The following is an 18,232-nucleotide window of genomic DNA, read 5'->3' on the forward strand; positions in this document are numbered from 1 at the left end:
GTGTTATTCTCTTTCTTTTAGCATTTGTGTATTAAATCTTGCCGGCCATTTTGATTCGAAACTCGGGTTGTGCGGATTATGACAATTTACACAGGTAAACGAGGCTCTAGGAGGTGCCCAACTGCCCATGCTTTTACCGTGTGCTCCACCAGTCCAATCTTTGTATTGTTGATTATGGCATTGGCTACATACATTGTAACTGTTGTTAAAATCTACTTTAGACCCGGTAAAAGTCTGAAGCTCATTCAAATTTTCACCATTATGACAGGTGGTACAATTCATTGTTTGAGCATTGGCATGCACAATTTCTATGTCCCAATGCGCTTTTTGTCCTTCTCCCATTTTCATTTGATTGAGCGGTTTTATATGGCATTCTGTACACTCAAAAGATTTAATTTTGCTTTTACGTTCGGGGATATAGAATACTTGCCCATTTTCACTTACCTGCATTAAATCATATTCGGCATAGAAGGAATCCGAGCTCAAATCAACTCCATGGTAATTTTCTCCTTCGTGTTTGAACTTGTCAATCACACTGTGATAGTCATGGTCTCCATGATTTTTTTTACAACTCGATAATACGGTTAGAAGACTTAACCCCAATATTGCAATATATTTATGGAAGCTCTTCATGATTCTGTTTTTTAAAAATTCCTATATCTGCTGTTACTTTATCATTTAAAACGTGGCATTGTCTACAATTAACACGCTCTGGATGGGTTACACGAATCTCAATTGGTGCACTTGGTCCTGCATGACACGATAAACAATTTTCTCTCATTTGTAAAGAATGCGGCACAATTGGTGGGCTACCCGGTAGTGCATTATTACCTGGGCTAGGTGCCTTAAATGCAGCAAAGTTTGTTGCTTTAAATAAGCTACTTGTTTCTTGCGGTACATGACATTGTCTACAATTTATCATTTCTGGATGAGGAGTTACTGGAGCGTAGTTTCCAAATTTTGGAGAGAAACCTCCGTTTTCATGACATTTTAAACAACTATTACCGCCCATATTTAAATTGTCTGCTATTTCATGTGGTATATAAGGTGGCGCTCCTGGATAGGCTCTATTGTCGTAATAGGTATCTAAAGTGCGCTGATGATCTTCATCATAAGGCATTTTTGAGTAGTCTAGTGCGTAACCAGAGCGTCTAAAAACACCTGTTTCGGATGGAATAGATGGAACGATTCTTTGACTATCTAATGGTACATATGCTTCTTCTCTACCTTGGTTGTAACTGTGATTCCACACCACGATAAAAGATATAAAGAGCAACGCAAATATTGAAAGCATTCTAATTCTTTTCATAACTAAGCCTTTTCAACTTTAACCGCACATTTTTTATAGTCTGGTTCTTTCGATATTGGACAGAAGGAATCTAAGGTAATATCGTTAATAAGCAGGTTCTCGTCAAAGAAAGGAACAAATACTTGCATTGGTGGTGGTACACCACGTTCGTTAACAGAGGCAGGTAAAATAATTTCACCTCTTCTGGTAGTAAGTTTTATTTTATCGCCAGATTTAATTTGCATACGTTCTGCATCTTCTGGATTTAATTCAACATAGGCGTGTGGCATTGCTTTATGCAGCACAGGAATTCTTCTAGTCATAGATCCTGTATGCCAGTGTTCTACCACCCTTCCTGTATTTAGCCAATATGGATAGTCTGCATCTGGTTCTTCTGCAGCAGGTTCGTATGGTCTTTGCCATATCACCGCTTTTCCATCTGGTTTGCCATAGAAGTGAAAATCTTCTCCGTTACTACATGCTGGGTCGTATTTGGCATTGAAACGCCATTTGGTTGATTTACCATCTACAAATGGCCACATTGCTCCAGATTCTTCTTTAAGCACTTCCAAAGGAGCCATTCGATGTTTGTCGTTATCATGATGTCTCCTATATTCATTGTAAATCTCTGTTATATGCTCTTCTTCTGAATAATAGAATTGTTTTTCAAACCCTAAGCGTTTCGCAACCTCAACAATTTGCCAAGTGTCACTAATTGCCTCTCCTGGTGGTTCTAGCATTTGCTCAAAATATTGAGTTCTTCGCTCAGAATTACCATACATTCCTTCGCGTTCTATCCACATAGCTGATGGTAGTATTACATCTGCGATGTCTGTGGTAGGCGTTGGATAAACATCAGAAACAACAATAAATCTTCCTTCTTTTTTAGTGGCATCTCTATATCGTTTTAATTTGGGCATAGTAACCATTGGATTGGTAACTTGAATCCACATAAAACGTATTTCTCCTCGATCTAAAGCTCTGAACATTTCTACCGTATGATAGGTAGGCTTCGGATCGATATTTTCAACAGGAACATCCCAAATTTCTGCGGCAAATTTTCGATGCTCTTCGTTCGCTACAACTCCGTGAGGTAATTTATGTGTTAAGGTGCCTACTTCTCTAACCGTACCGCAGGCACTTGGTTGTCCTGTTAATGAAAACGGACTGTTGCCTGGTTCTGAGATTTTACCAGTAAGTAGGTGAATGTTGTAAACTAAATTGTTAATCCATGTTCCACGCGTATGCTGATTCATACCCATGCACCAAAGAGACATGACTTTCTTATTTGGGTCTCCATAAAAAGACGCCATGTATTTAATGTCTTTTGCAGATACTCCAGAAATTTTCTCAACCTTTTCTGGTGTGTAGTCTTCTAAGAACTCTTTGAATTCTTCGAAACTTATTTTTTCGGGTTTATCATTAAACACGTAATTATCTTCTAAACCATAGCCCATATTGGTAAGGCCTTTATTGAAATTACAATGCTTGTCAACAAAACTTTTATTCATCCAACCGTTGTGAATGATTTCGTAGCAAATTGCGTTTGCAACAGCTAAATCTGTTTGTGGTTTAAAAAGAATAGACCTATCGGCGGCCATACTGGTACGAGTAGTTCTCGTAGCAAAATCAATTATTTTAACACCTCGTTTTAAGCGGTTATCAAGTAATCTTGAAAACAATACGGGGTGCATTTCTGCCATATTATTGCCCCAAAGTACAAATACATCCGCATGGTCAATATCATCATAACATCCCATAGGTTCATCAATACCAAAAGATGTCATAAAACCAGTTACTGCACTTGCCATACACAATCTCGCATTTGCCTCTACATTGTTTGTACCTATACATCCTTTAAACAACTTAGAGGCAGCATAACCATCTGGAATGGTCCATTGACCTGATCCGTAAATAGAAACGGCATCTTTACCATGCTCATCAATGGTTTCTTTTATTTTAGATGCGACCAAATCCAGAGCTTCCTCCATGCTTGTTTCTACATACTTTCCATTTTTCTTTACTAGCGGTTTGGTTAATCTGTCTTTACCGTATAAAGCCATAATAGAATGATATCCCTTTACACAACATAAACCTTTGTTAACAGTTGAATTTGGATCACCTTTAACAGCTACAGCTTTGTCGTTTTCTAATCCTATTAAGACACCACATCCAACACCGCAAAATCTACACGGTGCTTTTTTCCATTCAAGATTGTTTTTAGTGGTGTGCCCCCATTGTTCTTCGGCAAAAACAATTCCTGGAAACATTGTTGCAGCAGCTGTCATGGCAGATAGCGCTGCCATTTTTTTAATAAAACTTCTTCTGTTGGATAACGAGGTGTACATAGGCTTAATTTTTACTTGGTGAGTTAAATCCGGATACCATTGCCAATAATTTCAAACTATCTATTTTTTGTAAAGAAGATTGTAAATGATCTTCTTCTTCTTCAGAATTTGTATCTGTTATAAGTATGAGGACTTCTTTGTTTTTGGCTGGAATAATTTCGCAATATTCAATGGCAGCTAAGGCATAAGCCAATTCTTCTTTTTTACCATTGTACGGATGTGCTAAATAGCTTTTTATAGGCATAGCAGTTATTTTAGTTTCTTCTAAAGTAGGGGGTTATGCTGCCTAATCCAATAATAAATATTATGTGTTTTAAATAGCAACTGTCTCAAATCTAGCAAAATAAATTTGAAATGTAAATAGTGCTATTTAATATAGAATGATTGTAAATTAAGACAACATTGCTTTGGCTTTTAATGTAGCTTCCACTAATAGGTCGATTTCTTCCTTCACATTATAAAAGGCAATTGATGTTCTGACAGTGCCTGGAATTTTATAGTAATCCATTATAGGTTGCGCACAGTGGTGACCAGTTCTAACCGCAATTCCAAGCTTGTCTAAAATAACACCAATATCATATGGATGTATACCTTCAATATTAAAAGAAATTACAGAAGTTTTGTTTTTTGAAGTACCATATATTTTGAGCCCGTCAATAGCTAGTAATTTTTCTGTAGCGTATTCTAAAAGTTCTTGTTCTCTTTTTTGAATAAAATCGAAACCAATGCTATGTGCATAATCTAATGCAGCACCAAAGGCGATGCCACCACAAATATTAGGAGTGCCTGCTTCAAATTTGTGAGGTAAGTCTGCGTAGGTAGTTTTTTCGAAAGTTACTTCTTTTATCATTTCTCCTCCACCTTGGTAAGGAGGTAGTTTGTTCAGCCATTCCTCTTTACCATATAACATGCCAACGCCTGTGGGGCCATAAATTTTATGAGCAGATGCCACGTAAAAATCTACATCTAAGGCTTGTACATCTGGTTGAATATGCGGACATGCTTGTGCGCCATCTATTAACACAGCAGCACCAAAAGCATGTGCTTTTGAGATAATCTCTTCAATAGGGTTGATGGTTCCTAAAGCATTTGAGATATGATTGGTAAATACCAATTTGGTTTTTTCTGAAAGTAAATTGTTGTAAGCGTTCATTTCTAAAGCACCTTCTTCATTCATCGGAATTACTTTCAAAATTGCTCCTGTGCGTTCGCATAACATTTGCCATGGAACTATGTTCGAATGATGTTCTAATGCCGAAACTATAATTTCATCGCCTGGGTTTAATAAGGTTGTAAAACCAGTTGCTACAATATTAATACTATGTGTGGTACCACTGGTGTAGATAATTTCGTGCGCTTTGGCTGCATTAAAATGTTTTTGAATTTTTAATCGTGCTTCTTCATACTTATCTGTAGCCTCTTGACTTAAAGTATGAACCCCTCTATGAATGTTTGCATTGTAGGTGCTGTAATATTCGACAATTACATCAATAACCTGCTGCGGTGTTTGTGCTGTAGCAGCATTATCAAAATACACCAAAGGCTTACCGTTAACTTCTCTTGATAAGATTGGAAAATCTGAACGAATTTTTTGAATGTTTAGCATACCTATAAATTGACGAATATTAACGGCAAAATTACAAAAGACCAATAGATTTTAATGCATAAGCTATATATTTGTTTTATACCCAAGTACTGTAATTTCAATTTAGTTTTTACTTCATGAAAAAGTTTTTCAAATATTTTGTACTCTTCTTAATTATAGGATGTTCTGTAGTTGTTTATCAGAATTATCCAAGGTTAAATATTATAACAGGTTACGCTTCAAAAAGTACGGCATCTGTGGTGTATTTGGCGAATAGACCTTTAGAGTCAGTTGAATCGCAAGACAATAATTATGCCCCGGTAAATCAATCTAGTAGCAGTGTTAATAGAGAAGAACAGTCTGCATCTTCAAAGGTTTTTGGTTTGAAAAAACGCACTGCTGTATACAGAGAAGGTTTGGGTGCTGTTTTGGTGAATGACAGTTATGACGCTAATGCAAGTTATTTAATCCCGAATCGAACGAAGGAGACTAAACCATTGCCTTTTCCTTATGGTAATATGCCTCAAAAGGACACGATTTTTGAGAATGTAGATTACAAACGATTGCAAGCGGCAGTTGCTGCAACTTTTGATACTATTGGTGGTTTTGATTTAAAAACACGATCGTTTTTGGTGCTGTATAAAGATCAAATTATTGCAGAGTCTTACGCTGATGGGTTTGATGAGAATTCATTGCATTTGGGTTGGTCTATGACCAAAAGTGTGATGAGTACGGTTTACGGTGTGCTAAATGCTCAAGGTAAAATGGATGTAGACCAAAGAGCACCTATTGCAGCATGGAAGAATGATGAACGTGCTGAAATAACCATTAGTAATTTACTTCAAATGAATAGTGGATTGGAATGGGAAGAGGATTATGGCAAAATATCTGATGTGACTAAAATGTTGTTTTTGGAAACAGATATGACAAAAACGGCAATTGATAAACCTTTGGTTGGAAAGCCGAATGAATCATGGTACTATTCTTCTGGTACAAGCAATTTACTTTCAGGCATACTCAGAAATCAGTTTGACTCGCATCAAGCTTATTTAGATTATTGGTATACAGATTTTATAGATAGAATTGGCATGCACTCTATGACTGTTGAAGCCGATTTGGCGGGGAATTATGTAGCATCTTCATATGCTTGGGCTACTGCAAGAGATTGGGCTAAATTTGGATTGTTGTATTTGCATAACGGTAACTGGAATGGTGATCAAGTTTTAACTCCAGAATGGATTACCTATGCTACTACGCCAACTAATGATTCTGATGGTGCCTATGGAGCGCAGTTTTGGTTGAATGATGGTGGTAGCTTACCAGATGCACCCAGAGGGATGTATTATGCTGATGGGTATCAAGGGCAACGGGTGTATGTTATTCCGTCTAAAGAGCTTGTAATTGTGCGCACAGGATTGGCTAATATTGATTTTAATACTGTATTAAAAGAAGTGCTGGCTTCGGTGAAATAAAATCAACTAAAAAAGCCTTAGTTCTCACTAAGGCTTTTTTAGTTGATGCTCTTTTATAGCGTTAAATTTCAAACCCGAGTTTTACACCCAGTTTATTTGCAATTAAATTGGTAATACGTGTTTTAAGCGCAGGAATTTTTATTTTTTCTACAACCTCATTACCAAAGGCATATAGTAAAAGCGCTTTCGCCTCTTTTTCTGGAATTCCTCTTGACTGCATATAGAACAATGCGCTATCGTCTAATTGACCAATAGTACAACCATGCGAACACTTTACATCATCTGCAAAAATTTCTAATTGCGGTTTCGCATTGATAGTAGCTTTCTCTCCAATTAAAATATTGTTGTTTTGTTGGAATGCATTCGTTTTCTGAGCTTCCTTCTCAACTATCACTTTTCCGTTAAATACGCCTGTAGCACTGTCGTCAAAAATACCTTTATACAATTCAAAACTTTCGCAATTTGGGTGCTTGTGATGAATTAAGGTGTGGTTGTCTACGTGCTGTTTTTTATCTAAGATAGAAATACCATTTACATGCGATTCGATATGCTCACCTTCGTGATAAAAATCAACATTGTTTCTTGTAAGTTTCCCACCAAAAGAAAAGGTATTAACCGAGGCAATACTGTTTTCTTTTTGTTGTACGAAAGTACTGTCTATTAACGAAGCTGTTTCAGCATCGTTTTGAATCTTGTAATAATCTACAATAGCTCTCTTGTTACAAAAGATTTCTGTTACTGCATTGGTTAATACTACATTCGATCCTAAACTTTGATGACGCTCAATAATTTGAACATGCGAGTTTTCGCCAACAACAACTAAATTTCTTGGTTGTAATAAAATTTCTTTTTCATTACCTGTATAGAAATTAACGATTTGTATTGGTTTAGGAAGCACCACATTTTTTGGAATGTTGATATAGGCACCTTCCATTGCAAAGGCCGTGTTTAAATTGGTAACACTACTCTTTTTATTGGCAATGGTATTAAAGTAATTGTCTAATACCATTTTGTATTTCGGCATTTTGAATGCTGCAGACATCAAGCAGATATCATATCCATCATGTGTAGTTTCCGACAAGAAAGAACTGTAAACACCATCGATAAATACAACTTTGTAAGACTCAATTTCGTGAATAAAATACTTTTTTACTTCTTTAAACTCAATGGCAGCTTCACTTTCTGGGAACACACTGTAATCGTGTTTTAAAACACTGTTTAACGATGTATATTTCCATTCTTCATCTTTTTTGGTAGGGAAACCTTGTTCTTCAAAAGCGTTTATTGCTTCTGAACGAATTTTATGGAAATTAGAATCTAAGTCTACTCTTCCACGGTTTTCCATCACCATAAATGACGATATTAAATTATCTTTTAAAGACATATATTACTCTTTAATCCAGTCGTAACCTTTTGCTTCTAATTCTAATGCCAATTCTTTTCCTCCAGATTTTACAATTTTACCATCGTGCAATACATGCACATAATCTGGTACAATATAATCTAGTAAACGTTGGTAGTGTGTAATAACAATTACTGCGTTGTCTTCACTGCGTAATTTGTTTACACCGTTGGCAACAATTTTTAATGCGTCAATATCTAAACCAGAATCAGTTTCATCTAAGATGGCTAATTTTGGCTCTAACATCGCCATTTGAAAAATTTCATTACGCTTTTTCTCACCTCCAGAAAACCCTTCGTTTAAAGAGCGTGATAAAAATTTGCGATCCATTTCTAACAAAGCAGACTTTTCACGAATTAATTTCAACATATCCTTTGCAGGAAGCTCTTCCAATCCGTTTGCTTTTCTTTTTTCGTTAATGGCTGTTTTTATAAAATTGGTAGTACTTACACCAGGAATTTCAACAGGATATTGAAAACTTAAAAACACGCCCTTGTGTGCGCGCTCATCTGGAGATAATTCAAGTACAGATTCATCTTCTAAAACAACATCACCTTCTGTAACTTCAAAAGCCTCGTTTCCTGCAATTACAGAAGATAGCGTACTTTTACCAGAACCATTTGGTCCCATAATGGCGTGTACTTCTCCAGCTTTTACATTAAGGTTAATTCCTTTTAGAATTCCCTTATCTTCTACTCCTGCATGTAAATTTTTAATCTCAAGCATTTGCTTATTTATTTATGAGTTGGTTATCCAACCGATCCTTCTAAACTAATTTCTAATAATTTCTGTGCTTCAACAGCAAATTCCATTGGTAATTTATTCAATACCTCTTTGCTAAACCCATTTACAATTAATGCGATTGCTCTTTCAGTATCTATACCGCGTTGGTTACAATAAAACAATTGATCTTCTCCAATTTTACTTGTAGTTGCCTCATGCTCAATTTGAGCTGATTTATTTTTAGACTCGATGTAAGGGAATGTATGTGCGCCACATTGATTTCCCATTAACAGTGAATCACATTGCGAAAAATTTCTCGCATTTTCAGCTCTGCTGTTAATTTGTACCAACCCTCGGTAAGAGTTTTGAGACTTACCAGCAGAAATACCTTTTGAAATAATAGTACTCTTAGTGTTTTTACCAAGGTGTATCATTTTAGTACCAGTATCTGCTTGTTGGTAATTATTTGTTACTGCAATTGAGTAAAATTCACCAACAGAGTTATCTCCTTTTAATACACAACTCGGGTATTTCCAAGTTACTGCACTTCCAGTTTCAACCTGAGTCCAAGAAATTTTTGAATTGGTATGACAAATTCCTCTTTTAGTTACAAAGTTGAATACACCACCTTTACCTTCTTTATCTCCAGGGAACCAATTTTGAACCGTAGAATATTTAATTTCAGCATCGTCTAATGCAATTAGCTCAACCACTGCTGCATGCAACTGATTTTCATCTCTACTTGGTGCTGTACATCCTTCTAGATAACTTACATAACTGCTTTCATCGGCAATTACCAGTGTGCGCTCAAATTGCCCGGTACCACCTTCATTAATTCTAAAGTAAGTAGACAATTCCATAGGACACTGCACTCCTTTTGGTATATAGCAAAAAGAACCATCTGTAAATACAGCTGAATTTAAGGCCGCATAAAAGTTGTCAGTTTTAGGAACCACAGTTCCCATATATTTTTTAACCAATTCTGGGTGCTCTTGAATTGCTTCAGAAATTGGCATAAAGATGATCCCTTTTTCTGCTAATGTCTCTTTAAAAGTAGTGGCTACAGAAACAGAATCTACTACAATATCAACAGCTACACCTTGCAGTCTTTTTTGCTCGTCTACAGAAATACCTAATTTCTTATACATTTCTAACAACTCAGGATCTATATCATCCAGAGATTTGTTAGGATCTGCTTTTTTTGGAGCAGAGTAGTACGAAATATCTTGAAAGTTGGGTTTTTCGTATTGTACGTTTGCCCATTCTGGTTCTTCCATTTGCTCCCAAATTCTAAAAGCATCTAATCGCCATTCTGTCATCCATTCTGGCTCGTTTTTCTTTTTAGAGATTTGGCGTATAATGTCTTCATTCAATCCTTTCGGGAATGTCTCTGCATCTAAATCAGTATAAAACCCATACTCATATTCTTGGGTTTCTAATTCTTCCCTTAAGTCATCTTCTGTATACTTAGACATATATTAAAAATTATAATGAAAATGATTCCCCACATCCACAAGTTCTATTTGCGTTGGGGTTATTGAAAACAAAACCAGTACCATTTAACCCACCTGAATACTCAAGTGTCGTACCTACCAAATACAAGAAGCTCTTTTTATCTACAACAATATTGATGCCGTTGTCTGCAAAAACTTTGTCTTCTTCAGATTTTGTTTTATCGAATTTTAAGTCATAAGAAAGTCCTGAACAACCACCGCTTTTAACACCTACACGAATAAAATCTGTGTTAGCGTCAAATCCGTCATCACTCATTAATTCAACTACTTTCTTCTTTGCTATGTCTGATACTTTGATCATATATTAAAGTATTAGATTAATTCTAAATTGGCTGCAAATATAGTGACAAAAAATGATATTTGTCTTATTTCAGCTATTGATAAAATAGATGTTTAAATAGACGTATTTAATTCTAGGCAACTTACTTAGTGAAACCTATTTTCCCCACTAAGGATTGGGGTTTTGGAAGTTAGGATTGTTTATAAAAGACTCGTCTGATAGCGATAGCAAAAAGGCTTTAAGGGCAGCTTTGTCATCTGGAGTTAACTGAACACCACCTTCATGAACAGATTTCATCAATGGGTCTATGGTTGGACTATTTTGTAAGCCTTCAGAATAGTGGTTGATTACTTCGTCTAATGTAGTAAACCTGCCATCGTGCATGTAAGGCGCTGTAAAAGCGAGATTTCTTAAAGAAGGAGTTCTAAATTTACCGTTATCTTCAGGATTGCCTGTGTGCTCACCTAGACCTAAATCGCTAAAATTACTGTCTAGTCCATTGTTGTGGAATAAGTTGTCAGTCCATAACGGATTGAATTGATTGCCATGGCAATGAAAACAATCGCCTCGAGTTTCATCCATAAAAACGTTGAAACCCTCCATTTCTTCAGCGGATAAATTTAAATCACCTAATAAGTATTGATCAAATCTTGAATTAGCAGAAATAAGTGTTCTTTGAAATTGTGCAAGGGCTTTTGTAACGAGAATAGAATCGATTTCAATTTCTCCAAAAACTTTTCTAAAGAGCTCTGGATATTCCGGGTGCCCGTTTAGTTTATCTGCATTTATTTGCCAATCACTGTGCATTTCTATTGGACTAACTACTGGCTCAAACGCTTGATTTTCTAGACTAAAAGCATGTCCATCCCAAAAGAATAGCTCATCGTAATTCCAAGCTAAATTAAAAATAGGCATAGAGTTTCGAGATCCTAAGAGACCGTCTATTCCTTCTGAGAATCGGTTTTGATCGGAAAAAGCGGCTTCTGGAGCATGACAATCCGAACAAGATTTGGTGTTGTCTCCGGATAATATAGGGTCAAAAAAAAGTTTTCTACCCAATGCAATTCCCTCAACGGTTTGAGGGTTGTCAAAAGGAATGACAGGGTCAATTATGTTGTCTGCAAATAATTGTGGAATTTCTAATGGAGCAGGAGTTGGAGCATACGGTACATAAGTATTTATTCCATTGTCTTCACAGGCAATGATAAAATAACTGAAGGAAACCAGTAAGCACCATTTTTTAATCATCTCCAAATAATCCAAAAACACTAACACCATTATCGTTCATCATTATTTGAGCATCGTAGTTTGGCATTAGGTTAGTATCGTAGGTATTTAAATCCCAAACATGCGGATTTTTGAACCACTCATCAATTCTCATATTAAATGCTAGAGTGCCAGGTCTATCAAAATTGAACTCTTCATTAAAACTAACTTCAAAATAATTTTGTTCAAATACACCATCGCTCACTTTTGCTGTACCCATATGCAGTGCATATGGTTTTTCTTCTGCACCTAATTGATATTTTCCTTCAAATTGCATAAAGTGATATCCACCTCCTAGGTCTACAGGCCAATTCCATAATTCGGCATTTAGAGCTGGATATTCACCATCAATATTATCTTCTTCATCAAAACCAAAGGTAAATTCTACTTTTACATAAGTGTCAAAAGGTATGTTTGCAACGCTTATAAATGTACGATCAAGTTCAATATCTACTAAAAAATAACCGCTAATTTCTATTTGCTCTTCAGCAGAATTGGTAAGTATGATATCTGATATTAAGTATTTTAATTTGGAAATACTCATTAACTCGCCATTAGCATTGGTATAATCAAACCTATTAAAGTCTTCAAAATTTACTTCTTCTCCATCCCAAGTATGGTAAAAAGCAAAACCCATTGCCCCTGAGGTAACTTCTGTGTTATCATTATTTACACAACTGATTAAAATTATGCTCAATAAAAAAAGCCAAACTATATTTTTCATTCTAAAATTATATTCGTGATTAATAAATCTGTAAATCCTCTATTTAAATCAATGTCGCCATCGGCACTATTTGTTTCGCCAATAGCCACAATTTGTCCATTTGCTAATTCAGTAATTCCGTAATAGAAATCTATTTGAGAACCGCCACAAGAAATTTGCCAAACTAAATTTCCATTCATGTCAACTTGCACTATCCAGCCGTCATTTTGCCCTTTATTTTCTGATACATCTAGATCTGAACTTCTAGAGCTTCCTGTTAAAAGAAATCCCTCAGTATTGCTAAGTATTTTTCTTCCAGCGTCAAAACTAGTGCCTCCAATTGATTTTTCCCAAATTAAATTACCTGAATCATCTATTTTAATGAGCCACATATCTGCAGCACCTCTCGGATTGGTAATGTCAAAGTCATTGCTTCTACTATCACCTAGAATTACATAATTTCCGTCATTTGACCGAACTATACTTCTTGCTTCGTCAATTTGGGAGCCACCAAAGTTTCGTTCCCAAACCAAATCGCCATTTGCATTTATTTTAACAATCCAATAATCGTAGTTTCCCTTATTTTCTGATACATCAACATCGGTAGAGTCTGATGATCCCGCAAGTATAAATCCTCCATCTATTGTTGGGGCTATTCCGTAAGGAGTATCAGTAAATGAACCTCCAAAGTATCTACGCCAAATCTTATTGCCATTTCCATCTAATTTTATGGCCCAGTAATCACCGCCTGCATGTCGTGCTGTAAAACGGTCGTTGCCATCACCACCTGAAGCTGTAACATCAAGAACACCAATAATTAACAATTGATTGTCTGAAGTTTCTAATAGACTTAAACCTTGATCGTTACCTGAAAAGCCATGACTCACTTCCCAAATAATATTTCCTTGGTTGTCTGTTTTAACTACCCAAACATCGTTTCCTCCAAAGTTTTCAGATACATCGCCATCGTTACTTTCTGAAAGACCAACGAGTGCAAAACCACCATCTTCGGTTTGTATGCAATCAAAACCTTTATCAGAGGAAGTGCCTCCAAATGTTTTACTCCATTGTAAATTGTGAAAACTGTCAAATTTTAAAAGCCAGTAGTCAAAATCATTCCCAAATCGCCCTGTTAAATCTCCATCCGCACTTTGCGAATAACCAAATACAGCATAGCCACCTTCATTCGTTGTTATTATACTTTGTGCTACTTCGTTACCGCTCCCTCCGTAGGTTGCAACAAGATTGATTTTAGGTTTTAATCCACTTGGTGGGCTATCATTGTCTTTACATTGCCAAAGAAGAAAGCACAATAATAGTACTCCTATTTTTTTGACCATTATTCTCCACTTTTTCTAACAACAAATAATCCTCCTTCTATATCATTAATAATGATGTTACCACTTTCAAAATATGGATATATGTTCCAAACTCCGTTAAACGAAGTGCCGTTATGATTTGGATAAGAATCAAAGAAACCAACTTCGGTAAGGTTGCCTGAGGCTATACCAGAGATGTCTATAAAACGAACACCAGCAGTGTAGTTGGCTAAGTAATAAATATCGTCTTTTACATAACCATTATGATCAATAGCTCCTGTTGGGCCTTCGTAAACCGTATGTAAGGTTGGATTGTCTATGTCTTCAAAATCGAAGACTAACGTTCTAGTATTTCCTCCAAAATCATATTCGTCTAATTCATCGCCAACGATAAAATATCGCATATCATCAGTAAACCAACCTTGATGCGTGTAGCCTTGCTGTGGGTAGGTAAGTCTTTCTATAACAAATGGATTTGATTTATCGGTAACATCTGCTATTACAACTTCGTTTGCTCCATTGCGCTCTCCGTTACTACCAATTAAAAGCTCTCTACCAGTATAGTCAGAATCTGGTCCAGTATAACTTACAACTTGTGCATCATGACTATATCCACCATCGCTCAAACCTCCTGCGGCTACAGGATTTAAAGGGTCTTGAATGTTTATAAAATGTGCGCCTCCTCCAAAGGTACTTGTTCCAACTGCATAGGCAAAGCCAGTATTTTCATTAATAACAATATTGTGCGCATTCCCAAAGCCACTATAGTGGGCGTCTGCAGTAAACGTTTGTGGTGGATTGCTAACATTTCGCAATCTAGTAAGATCAAATACTTGCATACCATGTCCTCCAGCTTCACTAACAATAAAGGCATAATTATTATAAACCTTTATATCTCTCCAAAGACTATTAGAAGTATGTGTTGGCAGGGTACCTAGTAGCACTAAATTTTCTGTATCGCTAATATCTACAAAAGCGGCACCAGTTGTAGTTCCAACTAAAGCATATTCAATACCTGTTTCAGGGTCTGTCCAACCCCAAGAATCATTACCTTCTGCACCAGCTCCACCTAAATCTTCAACAGGTATATGAGCCATTAAGTCATAGTCGTTACAAGGGTATGGACCTGCCATACCGCCTTCACATTTACTGAGAGGTTCCTTATAATCTTCATCACATTCATTACCAATTCCGTCATTGTCGTGGTCTTCTTGGTCTGGGTTTGGTATCAAAGGGCAATTATCATCGACATCTAAAATTCCATCATTGTCATCGTCATCATCGCAGGCATCACCGATTCCATCTAAATCATTATCTGATTGGTCTGGATTAGGTGTTTCTGGACAATTATCTTCAGGATATAAAACTCCATCTCTATCAGGATCTAAGTCTTCACAGGCATCACCTATACCATCACCATCTTCATCTTCTTGACCTGGATTAGGGTGTTCAGGGCAGTTATCTTCAGCATCAGGTATCCCATCATTATCATCATCGTCATCACAAATATCTCCTATACCATCATTATCCGTATCTATTTGATCAGGATTAGGAGTGTCTGGACAATTATCTGCAGTGCCCGTAATGCCGTCACCATCAGGATCTAAACTTATATTATCGTCAAAACAACCTTGATTAATTAGGCCAATAGTTAATATCAATAAAAGTGTGGTTAGCAGTTTTAAAGGGGATTTATAAATTTTCATATGCCATTTATTTGTAAATAAGGGACTCTTTCAAAAAAAATGCGGAATTTTGCATTTTGAACAAATGTATCAATTTCTACCGCAATAAAATATATTTCAGATGTTAAAAGACAAGAACGAACAACGTACCTCATTAGGTGAATTAGGAGAATTTGGGTTAATTAAACATTTAACGAAATATTTTCAAATTCATTGTGAATCAACCGAAAAGGGTGTTGGTGATGATGCAGCTGTATTAGATTTCAATTCTGAAGACCAAGTGTTGGTTACTACAGATTTACTGGTGGAAGGAGTACATTTTAACTTGAGTTATATGCCTCTAAAACATTTAGGATATAAGGCGGTTATGGTCAATTTATCTGACGTATATGCCATGAATGGTAAGGTATCTCAAATTACAGTTTCTATTGCTGTATCTAATAGGTTTCCGTTAGAGGCTTTAGAGGAATTTTATTCAGGAATTCAATTAGCTTGTAACACTTATAAAGTTGATTTAATAGGAGGTGATACGAGTTCTTCTACTAAAGGGATTTTGATTAGTGTGACTGCATTAGGAACTGCAAAAAAAGACAAGGTAGTTTATAGAAATGGAGCAAAACCAAATGATTTATTGATCGTTACAGGTGATCTAGGTGGTGCCTATTTAGGGTTACAAGTATTAGAGAGAGAAAAGCAGGTATTTGAAGTAAATCCAAATGCTCAGCCAGATTTAGAGCCTTATAGTTATATTGTTGAAAGGCAATTGAAACCAGAAGCTAGAAAAGATGTGGTTTCTTTACTAGAACAATTAGATGTTAAACCAACATCTATGATTGATATATCTGATGGTTTATCTTCTGAAATTTTACATTTAACGAGTCAGTCTGGAGTGGGATGTAACATTTTCGAAGATAAAATTCCTTTGGACCCTCAAGTAATTAATACTTGCGAAGAATTTAATATAGATTCTACTACAGTTGCTTTAAGTGGTGGCGAAGATTACGAATTGTTGTTCACTATTTCACAAGACGATTACGATAAGATTAAAGGGAATCCGAGCCTTACAGTTATTGGTCATATGACTGAGCAATCTGAAGGCGTGCACTTAGTAACAAGAGCAAATCAAAAAGTGCCAATTACTGCGCAAGGTTGGAATGCTATGCAGTCTTAATTTTCGGTATCTTTTTTAGGTAAAGGTTTTATTTTACCTTGATAGCTAATAAAGTTTCTATGGCTGCTACTTACGTCTAGATTTGCAGTGCCACTGGCAAAAACAGTAAGCTGAATATTAAATGTTTCTGGTGAATTATTTGCATTGAATTTTATAATTACACTGTGCTTTTTATCGTTGGTTTCAATGGTATAATTGGTTTTTTGCTTTTCAAAAGTTACACCAGTTCTATCGCCATAGCCAGCACTTTGCGAAACTCCAAAATAGGGAAGATCAGCCAAATTTTCGCCGTCTTCAAAAGTCAATGTTCCAGGATTGGTTGTCAAATCTATTCTTCTACCACTTTGCGTATACACAGCATTGGCATCAAAGAAAAAATTACCAGAAGCAATCAATTCTTGAATTTCGGTAAATTCTTTTTCTTTTTTCTGTTCTTTCAGCTCTTTCTTTGATTGAGCATTTGCAGTGATCATTCCAATGCATAAGATACTAAGTACTAAAACGATTCCTTTTTTCATGATATTTCAATTTTATAGATACAGTCGAAACCACATCGATTTTTGTGCAAGTTATAATTCTGCTTTGAAGATATTTATGACATCTTGAGCCGCCTCAATATGGCTCATATGCCCTAAAGGTAATTCATAAAATTTAGTATTGTTACCATCAGCTAATTTTTTGTGTTGTTTTATGGGTAAAATACCATCACCTTTACCTAAAATTAAAATTTTATTCAAATCATCTCTTTCTAAAATAGCGCTTCGATCAGGTCGAATTTTCATGCCTTCTAGAGCAGCAATCACCCCTTGTTGCGATGTTTGTAATGCATCTTTTACAACTTCTTTAATTTCTGATTTATGAATTTCATGACTTTTTATTGAAAATAAAGCAGGTACAGCAACCTTTATAAACGTTTTGTGATTTTCTTTTACAGCTGCAATTGCTCTGTCTCTATTTATTTTCTTTTCGTGCGTATCGGCAAAAGCAGTTGAGTTTAATAAACAAACACCTTTCGTGTTTTTTGGATATAAATCTGCATAAGCTAGCGCTATATATCCTCCCATTGAATGGCCAATTAAGGTGGCTTTGCGAATATCAATACTCTTTAAAAGAGCGCGAACTAAATGTGCCTGCTCTTCCATTGTATGCTTGTATCCAAGATTTTCAGTTTCGCCATGACCTAACAAATCAATACAAACTACCTTTCTTTTTTTTGATAGGTGTGGTATAATCTCATTCCACATAGTTAAGTTTTCTAAAAAACCATGTAAAAAGACCATAGCACTCCCTTTGCCTGAAACTGTGTAATTGATATTGCAATTTTTATAATTGAATGTTGGCATGCAGTATAATTCTAATTTATTGCAAGATACATTTTCGGTAGTTTTATAAGGTGTTTGAAAGGTGTCTTATTATTTATTTAACATCTTATATCTCAATTTTGAATTGATTGTTTATTTTTAATGCGTCATCAAC

17 protein-coding genes and 1 pseudogene are annotated in these 18,232 nt (G+C 35.9%); 2 read left to right on the forward strand and 16 right to left on the reverse strand.

Annotation, left to right across the window (positions count from 1 at the left end):
- Window positions 1–3: 3 nt before the first annotated feature.
- The 5 genes from ACYQ5R_RS06670 to ACYQ5R_RS06690 all read right to left on the reverse strand — a co-directional run bounded on the left by ACYQ5R_RS06670 (window position 4) and on the right by ACYQ5R_RS06690 (window position 5,242).
- A complete protein-coding gene (locus tag ACYQ5R_RS06670; RefSeq protein ID WP_460190144.1) occupies window positions 4–633 on the reverse strand; it encodes a multiheme c-type cytochrome in 630 nt (209 codons plus the stop codon).
- The gene (locus tag ACYQ5R_RS06675; protein ID WP_460190145.1) at window positions 617–1,309 is read right to left on the reverse strand and encodes a nitrate reductase cytochrome c-type subunit; all 693 of its coding nucleotides are present in this window, start codon (window positions 1,307–1,309) and stop codon (window positions 617–619) included. Before ACYQ5R_RS06675 ends, ACYQ5R_RS06670 begins: the two co-directional genes overlap by 17 nt.
- A gap of 2 nt (window positions 1,310–1,311) precedes the next feature.
- On the reverse strand, window positions 1,312–3,636 hold the full coding sequence (locus tag ACYQ5R_RS06680) for a molybdopterin-dependent oxidoreductase (RefSeq protein WP_460190146.1): 2,325 nt from the start codon (window positions 3,634–3,636) through the stop codon (window positions 1,312–1,314).
- 4 nt (window positions 3,637–3,640) lie between these two features.
- Entirely contained in the window at window positions 3,641–3,880 is a 240-nt protein-coding gene (locus ACYQ5R_RS06685; protein WP_460190147.1) for a hypothetical protein, read from the reverse strand.
- A gap of 147 nt (window positions 3,881–4,027) precedes the next feature.
- Window positions 4,028–5,242 (reverse strand): aminotransferase class V-fold PLP-dependent enzyme, encoded by a 1,215-nt coding sequence (locus ACYQ5R_RS06690; RefSeq protein ID WP_460190148.1) that lies wholly within the window; start codon window positions 5,240–5,242, stop codon window positions 4,028–4,030.
- Window positions 5,243–5,358: 116 nt separating this feature from the next.
- Here ACYQ5R_RS06690 and ACYQ5R_RS06695 point away from each other — a divergent pair, with 116 nt between their 5' ends.
- Window positions 5,359–6,693, forward strand: a complete 1,335-nt coding sequence (locus ACYQ5R_RS06695; protein WP_460190149.1) for a serine hydrolase domain-containing protein — start codon at window positions 5,359–5,361, stop codon at window positions 6,691–6,693.
- 61 nt (window positions 6,694–6,754) lie between these two features.
- Here the strand turns inward: ACYQ5R_RS06695 and sufD are convergent, their stop codons facing one another.
- The 9 genes and pseudogenes from sufD to ACYQ5R_RS06740 form a co-directional block, all read right to left on the reverse strand.
- On the reverse strand, window positions 6,755–8,077 hold the full coding sequence (gene sufD, locus ACYQ5R_RS06700; protein WP_460190150.1) for a Fe-S cluster assembly protein SufD: 1,323 nt from the start codon (window positions 8,075–8,077) through the stop codon (window positions 6,755–6,757).
- Window positions 8,078–8,080: 3 nt separating this feature from the next.
- Complete coding sequence (gene sufC / locus ACYQ5R_RS06705) at window positions 8,081–8,821, reverse strand: Fe-S cluster assembly ATPase SufC (RefSeq protein WP_460190151.1); 741 nt, start codon at window positions 8,819–8,821, stop codon at window positions 8,081–8,083.
- A 23-nt stretch (window positions 8,822–8,844) separates the two neighbouring features.
- On the reverse strand, window positions 8,845–10,293 hold the full coding sequence (gene sufB, locus ACYQ5R_RS06710; RefSeq protein WP_460190152.1) for a Fe-S cluster assembly protein SufB: 1,449 nt from the start codon (window positions 10,291–10,293) through the stop codon (window positions 8,845–8,847).
- Window positions 10,294–10,303: 10 nt separating this feature from the next.
- Window positions 10,304–10,633, reverse strand: coding sequence for a HesB/IscA family protein (locus tag ACYQ5R_RS06715; RefSeq protein ID WP_460190153.1), 330 nt, complete (start codon window positions 10,631–10,633; stop codon window positions 10,304–10,306).
- Between the two features lie 147 nt (window positions 10,634–10,780).
- A complete protein-coding gene (locus ACYQ5R_RS06720; RefSeq protein WP_460190154.1) occupies window positions 10,781–11,890 on the reverse strand; it encodes a cytochrome-c peroxidase in 1,110 nt (369 codons plus the stop codon).
- Window positions 11,853–12,602 carry an MbnP family protein gene (locus tag ACYQ5R_RS06725; RefSeq protein ID WP_460190155.1) on the reverse strand — a complete coding sequence of 250 codons (750 nt, stop codon included), beginning with the start codon at window positions 12,600–12,602 and terminating at the stop codon, window positions 11,853–11,855. Before ACYQ5R_RS06725 ends, ACYQ5R_RS06720 begins: the two co-directional genes overlap by 38 nt.
- Window positions 12,599–13,921: a hypothetical protein gene (locus tag ACYQ5R_RS06730; protein ID WP_460190156.1), complete on the reverse strand. Its 1,323-nt coding sequence runs from the start codon at window positions 13,919–13,921 to the stop codon at window positions 12,599–12,601. Before ACYQ5R_RS06730 ends, ACYQ5R_RS06725 begins: the two co-directional genes overlap by 4 nt.
- On the reverse strand, window positions 13,921–15,438 hold the full coding sequence (locus tag ACYQ5R_RS06735) for a choice-of-anchor B family protein (RefSeq protein WP_460190501.1): 1,518 nt from the start codon (window positions 15,436–15,438) through the stop codon (window positions 13,921–13,923). The genes ACYQ5R_RS06730 and ACYQ5R_RS06735 overlap by 1 nt, the downstream gene beginning before the upstream one ends.
- A gap of 6 nt (window positions 15,439–15,444) precedes the next feature.
- Window positions 15,445–15,606 (reverse strand): annotated as a pseudogene (locus tag ACYQ5R_RS06740) (hypothetical protein); the annotation flags it as partial.
- Window positions 15,607–15,706: 100 nt separating this feature from the next.
- On the opposite strand from ACYQ5R_RS06740, the gene thiL reads away from it, so the two are divergent.
- Complete coding sequence (gene thiL / locus ACYQ5R_RS06745; protein WP_460190157.1) at window positions 15,707–16,756, forward strand: thiamine-phosphate kinase; 1,050 nt, start codon at window positions 15,707–15,709, stop codon at window positions 16,754–16,756.
- On the opposite strand, the gene ACYQ5R_RS06750 is transcribed toward thiL, so the two are convergent.
- Entirely contained in the window at window positions 16,753–17,274 is a 522-nt protein-coding gene (locus ACYQ5R_RS06750) for a DUF4251 domain-containing protein (RefSeq protein WP_460190158.1), read from the reverse strand. The two genes, thiL and ACYQ5R_RS06750, sit on opposite strands and share 4 nt — an antisense overlap.
- A gap of 51 nt (window positions 17,275–17,325) precedes the next feature.
- A complete protein-coding gene (locus ACYQ5R_RS06755) occupies window positions 17,326–18,099 on the reverse strand; it encodes an alpha/beta fold hydrolase (protein ID WP_460190159.1) in 774 nt (257 codons plus the stop codon).
- Window positions 18,100–18,232 lie beyond the last annotated feature (133 nt).

The organism is Urechidicola sp. KH5, from assembly GCF_054661455.1.